Genomic DNA, 12,332 nt, shown 5'->3' with positions numbered 1-12,332 from the left:
GCGGGTTCACCCGGGCATGCCGCGCAACCCGGCACGTTCCTTCGGTGTTCATGGAAACGACCCATACCTAAGGTGCGTGACATGCAGCAGGAGAACCCGGGTCGCGTCGACAGGCGCGCGGTCGCCGCCGCCACCGTCACGGTGGTGCTGTGGGCGTCCGCCTTCGTCTCGATCCGCAGTGCAGGCGCCGAGTACGGGCCCGGCGCGCTCGCCCTCGGCCGCCTCCTGTCCGGCACGGTCGTCCTCGGCGCGCTGTGGCTCGTCCGGCGCGAGGGGCTGCCGCCGAAGGCCGCCTGGCCGGGCATCATCGCCGCCGGCGTCCTGTGGTTCGGCGCCTACATGGTGGCGCTGAACTGGGGCGAGCAGCTCGTGGACGCGGGCACCGCCGCCCTCGTCGTCAACATCGGGCCCATCCTGATCGCGCTCCTCGGCGGCTGGCTGCTGAAGGAGGGCGTCTCGGCCCGGCTGCTGACCGGCCTGGCCGTCTCGTTCGCCGGCGCCGCGGTCGTCGGGCTGTCGATGTCCGGGGAGGGCCGCGCGTCCGTCGGCGGGGTGCTGCTCTGCCTGGTCGCCGCCGTGACGTACGCGGCGGGCGTCGTCAGCCAGAAGCCCGCGCTGCGGCACGCGTCCGCGCTCCAGTTCACCACGTTCGCCTGCGCGATCGGCGCGCTGGCCTGCCTGCCCTTCTCCGGGCGGCTGATCTCCCAGGCCGCCGGCGCCCCGGCCGGCGCCACGCTCAACATGGTGTACCTGGGCGTCTTCCCGACCGCGATCGCGTTCACCACCTGGGGCTACGCGCTGGCCCGCACGTCCGCCGGGAAGATGGGCGCCACGACCTACGCCGTGCCCGCCCTCGTCGTCGCCATGTCGTGGCTGCTCCTCGGCGAGGTCCCGGGCCTGATCACGCTCGGCGGCGGCCTGCTCTGCCTGGCCGGCGTGGCCGTGTCCCGCGGCGGCGGCCGCCGCGTCCCGCCTGCCGCTTCCGGACCGGGCGTCCCGGAGGAGCCGGCCCCCGGGCTCATCGATGCTCATACTCGCGAGTGATGAAGTCCCCCGCGTTTCGCCCGTAAACTCGCACCGATGGACACGACGGTCGCTGATCCACTCGTCGGGCGGGTGCTCGACGGGCGCTACCGCATTGAGTCCCGCATCGCGCGCGGCGGGATGGCCACGGTGTACGTCGCGCGCGACCTCCGCCTCGACCGCACCGTCGCGATCAAGGTGATGCACGGCGGGCTCGCCGCCGACGAGGACTTCGTCGCCCGCTTCATCGGCGAGGCGAAGGCCGCGGCGGCGCTGTCGCACCCGAACGTCGTCGCGGTCTACGACCAGCGCACCGACGGCGAGCACGTCTTCCTCGTGATGGAGTACGTCGCGGGCCGCACGCTCCGCGACGCGCTGACCTCGCTCGGCCGGTTCGGCCCGCGCGCCGCGCTGGAGATCATGCAGCCGGTGCTGGCCGCGCTCGGCGCCGCGCACCGCGCCGGCCTCGTGCACCGCGACGTCAAGCCCGAGAACGTGCTGATCACCGAGGACGGCCAGGTCAAGGTCGCCGACTTCGGGCTCGCCCGGGCCGAGACCGCGAGCAAGATGACCAAGACCGGCATGATCATCGGGACGGTCGGCTACCTCGCGCCCGAGCAGGTGCTGTCCGGCAGCGCCGACGTCCGCTCCGACGTGTACGCCGCCGGGATCATGCTGTTCGAGCTGCTGACCGGGCGGCTCCCCCACCAGGCCGGCACGCCGCTCGCCGTCGCGTACAAGCACGTGAACGAGACGGTGCCGCCGCCGTCCACGGTCGTCCCCGGCATCCCGCGGCGGGTCGACGACCTGGTCACGGACGCGACCAGCCACGACCCGGCGCGCCGCCCGCAGGACGCGAACCAGTACCACGCCGAGGTCGCCGAGGTGTTCGGCGGCCTCCCCCGCGACTTCGACCGGCGGATGGAGGAGTCCACCCGCGGCGCCACCAGCGTGCTGGAGACCCCCGCGCCGGGGCACACCGCCGTCCTCGACCCGCGCACGATGCCCGTCGACGACCCCGCCGGAGGGTACGTCCCGGGGCGCAGCCGCACCGACCGCGCGATCGGCGCGCTGACCGGCCGCTACGTCCTGGTCGCCATCGGCGCGGTCGCCGCGCTCCTCCTCGGCTGGGCCGTCTGGTACCAGACGTCCGGCCAGTACGAGCACGTCCCGTCGTCGATCATCGGCATGAAGGTCGCCGACGCCCGCGACCAGCTGGAGTCCAAAGGCCTGGACGTGCGGACGGCCAAGGCGGTCTACGACGACCGCGTCCACAAGGGCGGCGTCGCCAAGTCCGACCCGCCGGCCGGCGCCCGCGTCGCCAAGGGGCAGACCGTCACGCTCACGCCGTCCAAGGGCATCACGCCCCGCGAGGTCCCCGACGTCGAGGGCAAGTCCCTCGCCGACGCCAAGAGCGCCCTGGAGGACAAGGGCTTCAAGGTGGGCCGGACGAGCACCAGCCCGTCCCAGACCGTGGCCAAGGACCGGGTCATCAGCACCGACCCGGAGGCCGGCGAGAAGCAGTCCCCCGACGAGCCCGTCGACATCGTCGTCTCGACCGGCATGTCGATGCCCCGCCTCATCGGCGAGAACGGCGACGACGCCGCCAACCGGCTCCGCTCCATGGGCCTGAACGTCACCGTCGAGAAGAAGAAGGTGGACGGCAAGGAGCCGAACACCGTCATCGACCAGGCCCCCTCCGAGGGGACGGGCGTCTCCCGCGGCGACGACGTCACGATCGTGGTCAACAAGCGCGACTGCATCATCGACGCGGGCCCGGTCCAGTTCGGCTGCGACGACGGCGGCGGCACCGAGAACATCCCCGTCCCCGACGTGACCGGCCGCACCGTGCGGGACGCCCGCAAGGCGCTGCGCGAATCCGGGTTCAAGGTCAACGTGACGGGCTTCGGCGGCGACATCGTCCGGTTCCAGTCGCCGTCCGGCGGCGAGGCTCCGCGCGGGTCCACCGTCACCATCGTGCGGGGGCCGTGACCGGCTAGGCTGAAGCCGCCATGACCGCACAGTCCAGCCCCGTCGGGGCGCACGTCCCCGTGGCCGGCGGCCTCGCCACCGGCGGCCTGAAGTACGCCGCCGAGATCGGCGCCGAGGCGATCCAGGTGTTCGTCGCGAACCCGCGCGGCTGGGCGCTCCCCGAGGGCAGGCCCGCCGAGGACGCCGAGCTCCGCGAGCACGGCGTCCCCGTCTACGTGCACGCGCCGTACCTGGTCAACTTCGGCTCCCCCACCCCGGCGACCCTCGCCAAGTCGATCGCGACCGTCCGCCACTCCCTGACGCGGGGCCGGGCCATCGGCGCCCGCGGTGTCGTCGTGCACACCGGCTCGGCCGTGACCCAGACTTACGACCAGGCCATGGCGCAGATCCACGAGAACGTCCTCCCCCTGCTGGAGGAGATCCCCGACGACGGCCCCGACCTCCTCCTGGAGCCCATGGCCGGGCAGAACAACATGCTCTGCGCCAAGGTCCAGGACCTGGGCCCGTTCTTCGAGAAGCTGGAGCACCATCCGAAGCTGGGCGTCTGCTTCGACACCTGCCACGCCTTCGCCGCCGGCCACGACCTGGCCGCCCCCGGCGGCGCGAAGGCCACCCTCGACGCCCTGGTGGCGACCGTGGGCGAGGGCCGCCTGAAACTGATCCACGCCAACGACTCCAAGGACCCCTGCGGCTCCGGCAGGGACCGCCACGAGAACATCGGCGCCGGCCACATCGGCGAGCAGCCCTTCGCCGACCTCTTCGCCCACCCGGCGGCGCAGGGCCTGCCCTTCCTGATCGAGACCCCGGGAAGGGCCCCCGAACCCCACGCCAAGGACATCGAGACCTTGAAGCGCTTGCGCGACGGGTGAACCACAGCGGGAAACGCGAGAGGGCGCATAAGACTCGGGCGCCGCTGGACAACCCCCCGACTGTTCAGCGACGCCCGAGCCACAGGCCACCGGATCCCACCCCCCCGGTACGGGATCCGGCGACTCCGATCCGGCCTGCGCCGGATCTCCGGGATTTGCCTTTGTGGCGTGGTGCCACTGAGAACACTAGACGCGCGGCCCGGCCGGGCGGCACCAGGAAAACACGGCCGTCGATAAGCGGTGCGTAATCAGAGATGTGCGTAGCGTAGTCATGCGATGAACGGTCGGTCCGGCGGGACGAGCGGTCGCGGACCGGCGCGGCGGCCGGTCCCCGGGTCGGGAGGGCAGTGCAGCCGGCGCAGCGCGCGGTCGGTGTGCCGGGGGACGCGGCGGCGGGTCAGCAGGGACACCGCGACCATGGCGGCGAACGCGCCCGGCGCGATCAGGAGGGCGGGCTCCGCGAGGAGGGCCGCCGGCCAGCCGGCGGGGGCGGCGCGGCAGAGGCGGGCGGCGCCGGCGGCCACGGCGAGCCCGCCGCCGGCGAGGAGCCCGGCGGCGGCTCCGGCGGGGGTCAGCCCGCGCCACCAGATGCCGAGGACGAGCAGCGGGCACAGCGAGCACGCCGACACGCCGAGGGCCACGGTGACGAGGCCGGCGGCGCCGTGCGCGCCGGTGCCGGGCAGCAGGGCGAGCGGCGCGGCCAGCGCGACCGCCACGCCGGCGCGGAACGCCGCCGGGTCGGTGCGGCGCGCGCACTGCGCGAGCGTCCCGCCGACGGCGACGGCGAGGCCGCAGGACGTCGAGATGAACGCGGCGAACGCGCCGGCGGTGACGAGGCCGGTGAGCAGCGACCCGGGCGCGCCGGGCAGCATCCGGCCGGGCAGCAGCAGGACGGTCGCGTCGGTGTCGCCGGTCATGAGGAGTTCCGGCGCGTACAGGCGTCCGAACGTCCCGTAGAGCGCGGGGAACACGTAGAACAGTGCGAGCAGGACCGGCACCAGCGCGGCCGTGCGGCGGGCGGCGCTCCCTGACGTGCTGGTGTAGAAGCGCATCAGGATGTGGGGCAGCCCCATGGTGCCCAGCATGACGCCCAGCATCGCCGAGTAGGTGCGGTACAGCCCGTGCTCCTCGCCGCGGGCGAACGGAGTCGCCCAGGTGCCGGAGTCCTGGGCGGGCAGCCGTTCGGCGTGCGGCACCGCGGCGCCGGCGGGGAAGACCACGTCGGTGCCGCGCCCGATGGTGTGCCGGCCCGCGGCCAGCGCCAGCGGGCCGCCGTCGCGGCGGGCGCCGTCCACGCGGCCGCGCGCGGTGACCGTGACGTCGGCGGGCACGGTGACGGCTGCGTCGGTGCGCATGTGCACCCGGGTGGTGCGGTCGAACCGGGGGACGCCGTCGCCGAGCGGGCCGGGGCCGCCGGACATGTGCCACAGGCCGAGCAGGGCCGCCGCGGGCACCGCCACGGCGGCCAGCTTCACCCAGAACTGGACGGCCTGGACCATGGTGATGCTGCGCATCCCCCCGGACAGCACCAGCGCCAGCGTGACGGCGACGACCACGGCCCAGCCCGCCCAGACGGGCGCGCCGGTCAGCACGCGCAGCGTCACGCCGGCCCCCTCGAACTGGGGCAGCAGGTAGAACCAGCCGATGAAGCAGACGCAGGCGGTGACGATGCGGCGGACGGCGCGGGAGCCGAGCCGCCACTCGGCGAAGTCGGAGACCGTGTAGGCGCCGGAGCGGCGCAGCGGCGCGGTGACGAACGCCAGCAGCAGGACGTGCCCGGCGGCCGCGGCGATCGGGAGCCACAGCATGTCGGCGCCGTAGGCGAGGACGAGCCCGGCGGTGCCGAGGAACGACGCGGCGGAGATGTACTCGCCGCTGATCGCGGACGCGTTCCACCACGGGGTGACGCCGCGCGAGGCGACGAGGAGGTCGGACGCGGTGCAGGCCGCGCGGCGGCCGCAGGCGCCGAGGGCCGCGGTCAGGCCGAGCAGCGCGGCGAGGGCGGTGAGCGCCCCCACGGCCGGCACCGTCACCCGCGGCCCATCGCCCGCTCGGCGCGCTCGGCCCGTCTCAGCTGCCGGAACGCGATCGCGATCCAGAACGGCTGGACGCCGCCGATGAGGACGAGCCAGCACAGCGGCACGCCGTGCACCCGCGCCCGCGCGACCGCGGGGACGAGCGCCAGCAGCGGCAGGCCCGCCAGGACGGCCGCGACGATCGCGCAGGTGCCGAGGGCGGTCCGCAGCTGGGCGCGGATCAGGGCGCGCACCTCGGCGGCCCCCGGAGCCGGGGCGGTTTGGAGGGCGGTATGGAGGGGGTCGGGGCGGGGCGGGCCGGCGCCCGCCGCCCGCGGGACGGCGCTCCGGGCGCCGCCCTTCTCCGGCCCGCGTGCGCGGGGCGCCGCCGTCACGGCCACGCGTTCAGCGGCCATCGCCGGCCTCCTCCGCCCCGTCCCCGTCCCTGTCCGCCTTCCCGTCCCCGTCCGCCTTCCCGTCCCCGTTCTCGTTCTCGTTCTCGTCCGGGTGGTGGAACCTGCGCACCAGGCGCTCCCGCACCTCGCGGGTGTGCCGGCGGCTGACCTGCAGGATCTCGTCCCCGATCCGGACGGCCGCGCGGCCGCCGTCGAACCGCACCTCGGTGATGTGCGCGGCCGCGACCAGGGTGCTGCGGTGGATGCGGATGAACCCGGCCGCCTCCCACCGCCTGGTCAGCGCCGACAGCGGCATCCGCACCAGGTAGCCGCCGTCCGCGGTGTGCAGCCGGACGTAGTCGCCCTGCGCCTCCACGTGCGTCACCGTCCGGCGGGAGACGAGCCGGGTCCGGCCGCCGAGCTCGACGGGGATCAGCTCGTCGTCGGGGTCGGCGGCCGCCGCCGGCGGGCCCGTCCGGTGCACGGCCTCGGCGACCCGGCGGACCGACTCGGCGAGCCGCTCGGGCCGGACCGGCTTCAGCAGGTAGTCGAGCGCGCCCAGCTCGTAGGCGGTGACGGCGCAGTCGTCGTGCGCGGTCACGAAGACGACGTGCGGCGGCGCGGCGAACCCGGTGAGCAGCCGGGTGAAGTCGAGGCCGTCGAGCCCCGGCATCCGGATGTCCAGGAACACCGCGTCGAGGTGCTCGCCCGCCACCAGCAGGCGGCTGAGGTCGCGGAGCGCGGACGAGGCGTCCCCCGCTCCGGTGACCTGCCCGATCCGCGGATCCTGCCGGAGGAGATAGGACAGCTCCTCCAGTGCGGGACGTTCATCGTCGACGGCGAGGACGTGGAGCATGAGGGCGACTTTGCCGCGATTACCGTCCGTCCGCAATCGATTCCAGGAAGTGAGTATCCCGCCCCGCCGCCCGGGCGTCACTCCGGAAACACGCCAGGACGGTACTTGGGAACGCGCAGATTGACCTTGGTCCCGGCGCCGGGCGCTGTCTCGACGGTGAGCCCGTACTCGTCGCCGTAGACCCGGCGCATGCGCTCGTCGACGTTGGCGAGGCCGATGCCCGGGTCGGCGTGCCCGTCGCGCCGGGGCCGGGCGGCGCCGCCCCAGCCGGCCGGGCCGGGCCGGCCGAGCGGCGCGGACAGGATCTCCCGGAGCCGCTCGGGATCCATGCCGGCCCCGTCGTCCTCGACGCTGATGGCCGCCTCGGCGCCCGAGTCGCGCGCGGTGATCGTGATGTGGAACGGCGTGCCGCCGCCCGCCATGCCGTGCCGGACGGCGTTCTCCACGAGCGGCTGCAGCGCCAGGAACGGGACGGCGACCGGCAGCACCTCGGGCGCGACGTCGACGCTGCAGGTCAGCCGCTCGCCGAACCGGGCCCGCTCCAGCAGCAGGTAGCGGTCGATGGAGCGCAGCTCGTCGGCGAGGGTGGTGAAGTCGCGGGGGTTGCGGAAGGAGTAGCGGGCGAAGTCGGCGAAGTCGAGCAGCAGGGCGCGGGCGCGGTCGGGGTCGGTGCGGACGAACGAGGCGATCGTGGTCAGCGAGTTGTAGACGAAGTGCGGGGAGATCTGCGCGCGCAGCGCCCGCGCCTCGGCCTCGCCGAGCCGGACGCGGGCGGCGTCCAGCTCGGCCAGCTCCAGCTGGGCGGCTCGTCGGCGGCCCGCCGCCCGGGCGGGGCGGATCGGCGCCGCCGACGCGCGCCGCCAGTACGCGGTCAGCGCGCCCTCCACCCGCCCGTCGACGGTGAGCGGCGCGGTCAGCGCCGTCCGGACGGGGCAGTGCGGGTCGGCGCAGCCGGCCGGCTCCGGCGCGGCGACCCGGGGGCGGCCGGACGCGAGGACGGGCAGCGCGTGCCGGACGGCCTCCGCCGCGTGGACGCCGCCGCCCGCGCCGTCCCAGGCGAGCAGCCGCGGCGCGGCCCGGACCCGGCCGCCGGCGCCCGCGGCGCCCTCCGCGGCGCCCTCGCCCGCGTCCTCCGTCGCGTTCCCCGGCGGGCGCACCGCGACCAGCGCGACCGCCTCGGCGCCCAGCAGCGGCCGGAGCCGCCGCGCCGCCCGGCGCGCCGCGTCGTCGGTGAGCCCGCCGCGCAGCGGCTGCGCCGCCCGCGCGACCAGGTGCAGGGCCGCGAACGCCGCCTGCTCGGCCGGGTCGGCGGGCGCGCGCTGCACGCGCAGGCAGCCGGACGGCAGCGGCAGGCACCGGCGCAGCGCCCAGACCCCGGAGGCGGCGCCGGCCGCGGTCGCGTACACCACGGCGTCTGCGACGGACGGTAGGACCATGACGACTTACGGTAACGGCTACCGTCCCCGCCGGTCCGCCCGTTGCAGATTTACGAATGTCTCGAACGGGCCACACCCGGCCACGCGTCCGGCCCCGGCCCGCGGCCCGTCACAGGGGCGGCGACTCGCCCTCGTCCTCCTGGTAGGAGTAGCGCTGCTCCCGCCACGGGTCGGCGACGTTGTGGTAGCCGCGCTCCTCCCAGAAGCCGCGGCGGTCCTTCACCAGGTACTCGACGCCCCGGACCCATTTCACGCTCTTCCACGCGTACAGGTGCGGGACGACGATGCGGACCGGGAAGCCGTGGTCGGCGGTCAGCCGCTCGCCGCCGTGGTGGGTGGCGAACATCGTCCCGTCGGCGAGGAAGTCGCTCATCCGGATGTTGGCGCTGTAGCCGTACTCGGCCCAGACCATCACGTGCGTGGCGTCCGGCGCGGGCGGCGCCAGCTCGGCGATCGCCGCGCCGGGGACCCCCTCCCACTCGATGCCGGGGATCGTGAACTTGGTGACGCAGTGGAAGTCGGCGACCGACCTGACCCTCGGCAGCGCGTCGAACTCCTCCCAGGTCCAGCGGTGCTGCGCGCCCGACGCGGTGGCGCCGAAGACCCGGAAGTCCCAGTCCGCGGGACGGAACTTCGGCACGGGGCCGTAGTGGAGGACGGGCCAGCCCCGGGGGACGTACTGGCCGGGCGGCAGATCCGGCGGCGGCGGTGCGGAGTCTTCGGGGTGGGTCATGACGCGGCCATCCTGCCATCCGGCGTGAGCTGAGCCATATTCGGGGGTCGGTGCGAACGCGCTCCGCGGGCATCGGCTACGCTTGGGCGCGTGCGCAACGTCGTCTATTTCTTTTGGTACGGCCAGCCCGGACGGCTGGTCTGCCAGACGCTGCGCTGACAGACCACGGAATGAGAAGCCCCGGGCCCAGTGGCCCGGGGCTTTCTCTGTTCCAGGGGTCGTCCGCGGGGCCCACCGGGGTTCCGGGCGAGACAGGAGAGGCAGCACACCAATGGTCGTCGTCATGGCCCCGGAGGCCAACGAAGCGGATGTCAGGGCCGTCGTCTCACTGGTCGAGACGGCGGGAGGCGACGCCTTCGTCAGCCGCGGCGTGGAGCGGACCATCGTCGGGCTGGTCGGCGACGTCCAGCAGTTCGGCTCGCTGAACCTGCGCGGCATGCGCGGCGTCAGCGACGTCATCCGCATCTCGGCGCCCTACAAGCTGGTGAGCCGCGAGAACCACGCCGAGCGCTCGGTCGTCCGGGTCGGCGGGGTGCCGATCGGCCCCGGCACCATGACGCTGATCGCCGGCCCGTGCGCGGTGGAGACGCCCGAGCAGACGCTCGGCGCCGCGCAGATGGCGCAGGCGGCGGGCGCGACGCTGCTGCGCGGCGGCGCGTTCAAGCCGCGCACCTCCCCGTACGCGTTCCAGGGGCTCGGCGAGGCCGGGCTGCGCATCCTCGCGGACGTGCGGGCGGAGACCGGCATGCCGATCGTCACCGAGGTGGTGGACGCCGGCGACGTCGAGCTCGTCGCCTCCTACGCGGACATGCTGCAGATCGGCACCCGCAACGCGCAGAACTTCTCCCTCCTGCAGGCCGCGGGCGAGTCCGGCAGGCCGGTCATGCTGAAGCGCGGCATGAACGGCACGATCGAGGAGTGGCTGATGGCGGCCGAGTACGTCGCCCAGCGCGGCAACCTCGACATCGTGCTGTGCGAGCGCGGCATCCGCACGTTCGAGAACGCGACCCGCAACACCCTCGACATCTCCGCGGTGCCGGTGGCGCAGCGCCTCTCCCACCTGCCGGTGATCGTGGACCCGTCGCACTCCGGCGGCAGCCGCGACCTCGTGCTCCCGCTGACCCGCGCCGCGGTCGCGGTCGGCGCCGACGGCGTGATCATCGACGTGCACCCGCACCCGGAGACCGCCCTCTGCGACGGCCCGCAGGCCCTGGTGGACGGCGACCTCCGCGAGCTGGCCAAGCTCGTCCGCGAGCTGCCCCCGATCGTGGGCCGCTCCCTGACCCAGGCGCAGGACCCGGACACCGTCCCGGCCTGAGCGGCGCGGTATCGTCCGATACGTGGCCTACTGGGTTTCCGACTGCGGGCCGCCGCGCTCCTGACGGGGCGCGGCGACCGCACTCGTGACGGCATGTGACACGGCCCGGCGCGGGACGCGCCCGGCCGCGTCCTCCTGCGCCCCGAATCCGGATCTTCCCCTTCCGATTCGAGGTCAGGAGCCTCCGTGTCACAGCATTCCGCACGCACGCGCGCGTCCGCGCGGGACCCCCGCGTCCTCCGGTTCGGCGGCGGCGCCGACGTCCTGCTGGCGGCGTCCCTGTGGGGGACGACCGGGACCGTCCGCACCTTCGCGGGCGGCGCGTCCGCGTTCTCCATCGCCGCGAGCCGCATCGTCATCGGCGGCGCCGTGCTGCTCGCGCTCGCGGCCTGCACCCGCCGCGGCGCCGGGCTGCGCCGCCTGCTCGGGAACCGCCGCAACCTGCCGCTGGTCGGCGCCGGCGCGGCCGCGATCGCGGTGTACCAGTCGGCCTTCTTCGTCGCCGCGGGCCGCACCGGCGTCGCGGCCGGCACCGTCGTCACGATCGGCAGCGCGCCCGTGTTCGCCGGCGCGATCGGGCTGCTGACCCGCCGGTCGCGCCCGGCGGGCCGCTGGGCGGCGGCGACCGCCGGGGCGGTCGCGGGCTGCGCGCTGCTCATCGGCGGCGGCCGGGACGCGGGCGTCGAGCCGGCCGGCATCGCCCTGGCGCTGCTGTCCGGGCTGTCGTACGCGGTGTACGCGACGGTCGCGTCGGCCCTCATCTCCCGGGGCGAGGAGGACCGGGCCGTCGTCGGCGCGCTGTTCGGGGCGGCGGCCGTCCCGCTGCTCCCGGTCCTGCGCACGGGATCGGGCTGGCTGCTCACCGGGGAGGGCGCGCTGATCGCGCTCTACCTCGGGGTGGTCGCCACGGCCGGCGGCTACCTGCTGTTCGCGCGCGGCCTGCGCACCACCCCGGCCACGACGGCCACGACGCTGACGCTGGCGGAGCCGGCGGTGGCCGCCGCGCTCGGCACGGTGCTGCTGGGCGAGCGGCTGGGCGCCGCCGCGCTGGCCGGCCTGGCGCTGCTGGCGGCGAGCCTGGTCGCGGCGGTCGCGCCGGCCCGGCCGGGAACGCACCGGTAACAAATTGGTCTGAACCATTGGCCGGAACGGGCGCGGCGAGGATGATGTCCGGCATGACAACGGGCGATGGTGACGCCGGGGGGCGGCTGTTCCCGGAGGATCTGGACGGCGTCGACCCGGTCGCCGCGGTGATGCTCGCGGACGCGTGCCGCGCCCTCACCGCCTACCCGCAGCTCGTGGTCGTGGGCACGCTCTTCACGGCCGCCGAGCGCGTCCCGGGCGGCTGGCAGGTCGTGTGCCCGTGCGACCCGCTGCCGCAGGGCGCGCGGGAGCTGCTCGCGGGGCGGCTGGAGGACCTGGCGGCGCTGGAGGGCGGCACGGCCGAGCGCGAGCTGCTCGGCGCGGCGCGCACGGTGCAGCACGAGCAGGTCGACGAGGTGGCCGCGGGCGGGCGGCGGTTCCGCATCGTGCGGGTCGAGCAGCTCGTCCGCACCGGCCCGGACGGGCCCGAGCCGCCCCGCCCGACGGACCTGGATCCGCTGCCGGGGGGGGGGGGGCCCGCGCGCGGCGCCCCCCCACGCCCCCACCGCCAGTACACGGGCCCCCGACGCACCGCGCCGGGCCAGTGGCGGG

Annotated in this window: 11 protein-coding genes; 6 read left to right on the top strand and 5 right to left on the bottom strand. The window is 75.3% G+C overall.

Annotated features, from left to right (window positions below; all coding sequences use genetic code 11):
- Positions 1 to 81: 81 nt before the first annotated feature.
- The 3 genes from ABTW95_RS23310 to ABTW95_RS23300 are packed head-to-tail and all read left to right on the top strand — an operon-like array spanning position 82 to position 3,884.
- Positions 82 to 1,044, top strand: coding sequence for a DMT family transporter (locus ABTW95_RS23310; RefSeq protein ID WP_500227387.1), 963 nt, complete (start codon positions 82 to 84; stop codon positions 1,042 to 1,044).
- Between the two features lie 36 nt (positions 1,045 to 1,080).
- Complete coding sequence (gene pknB / locus ABTW95_RS23305) at positions 1,081 to 3,015, top strand: Stk1 family PASTA domain-containing Ser/Thr kinase (protein WP_396453811.1); 1,935 nt, start codon at positions 1,081 to 1,083, stop codon at positions 3,013 to 3,015.
- A gap of 20 nt (positions 3,016 to 3,035) precedes the next feature.
- On the top strand, positions 3,036 to 3,884 hold the full coding sequence (locus ABTW95_RS23300; protein WP_396447994.1) for a deoxyribonuclease IV: 849 nt from the start codon (positions 3,036 to 3,038) through the stop codon (positions 3,882 to 3,884).
- 269 nt (positions 3,885 to 4,153) lie between these two features.
- On the opposite strand, the gene ABTW95_RS23295 is transcribed toward ABTW95_RS23300, so the two are convergent.
- The 5 genes from ABTW95_RS23295 to ABTW95_RS23275 all read right to left on the bottom strand — a co-directional run bounded on the left by ABTW95_RS23295 (position 4,154) and on the right by ABTW95_RS23275 (position 9,319).
- Positions 4,154 to 5,917: a sodium:solute symporter family transporter gene (locus tag ABTW95_RS23295; protein WP_500227386.1), complete on the bottom strand. Its 1,764-nt coding sequence runs from the start codon at positions 5,915 to 5,917 to the stop codon at positions 4,154 to 4,156.
- Positions 5,914 to 6,315, bottom strand: coding sequence for a hypothetical protein (locus ABTW95_RS23290; RefSeq protein WP_500227385.1), 402 nt, complete (start codon positions 6,313 to 6,315; stop codon positions 5,914 to 5,916). Before ABTW95_RS23290 ends, ABTW95_RS23295 begins: the two co-directional genes overlap by 4 nt.
- Positions 6,305 to 7,150, bottom strand: coding sequence for a LytR/AlgR family response regulator transcription factor (locus ABTW95_RS23285; RefSeq protein WP_500227384.1), 846 nt, complete (start codon positions 7,148 to 7,150; stop codon positions 6,305 to 6,307). The genes ABTW95_RS23290 and ABTW95_RS23285 overlap by 11 nt, the downstream gene beginning before the upstream one ends.
- A 77-nt stretch (positions 7,151 to 7,227) precedes the next feature.
- The gene (locus ABTW95_RS23280) at positions 7,228 to 8,586 is read right to left on the bottom strand and encodes a histidine kinase (RefSeq protein ID WP_500227383.1); all 1,359 of its coding nucleotides are present in this window, start codon (positions 8,584 to 8,586) and stop codon (positions 7,228 to 7,230) included.
- A gap of 109 nt (positions 8,587 to 8,695) precedes the next feature.
- Entirely contained in the window at positions 8,696 to 9,319 is a 624-nt protein-coding gene (locus ABTW95_RS23275; protein WP_500227382.1) for a sulfite oxidase-like oxidoreductase, read from the bottom strand.
- A gap of 271 nt (positions 9,320 to 9,590) precedes the next feature.
- Here ABTW95_RS23275 and aroF point away from each other — a divergent pair, with 271 nt between their 5' ends.
- From aroF to ABTW95_RS23260, 3 genes are all read left to right on the top strand, one after another.
- Positions 9,591 to 10,637 carry a 3-deoxy-7-phosphoheptulonate synthase gene (aroF, locus tag ABTW95_RS23270; protein WP_500227381.1) on the top strand — a complete coding sequence of 349 codons (1,047 nt, stop codon included), beginning with the start codon at positions 9,591 to 9,593 and terminating at the stop codon, positions 10,635 to 10,637.
- Between the two features lie 186 nt (positions 10,638 to 10,823).
- On the top strand, positions 10,824 to 11,759 hold the full coding sequence (locus ABTW95_RS23265) for an EamA family transporter (RefSeq protein WP_500227380.1): 936 nt from the start codon (positions 10,824 to 10,826) through the stop codon (positions 11,757 to 11,759).
- A gap of 53 nt (positions 11,760 to 11,812) precedes the next feature.
- Positions 11,813 to 12,332, top strand: a 520-nt coding sequence (locus ABTW95_RS23260) for a DUF5954 family protein (RefSeq protein WP_500227379.1), incomplete at its 3' end; no start/stop codon positions are given.

It is taken from the genome of Spirillospora sp. NPDC127506 (genome assembly GCF_040302145.1).
GTDB lineage: Bacteria > Actinomycetota > Actinomycetes > Streptosporangiales > Streptosporangiaceae > Spirillospora.
The sequence above is the reverse complement of the archived record's forward strand: the minus strand, read 5'-3'. Positions and strand labels throughout refer to the sequence as shown.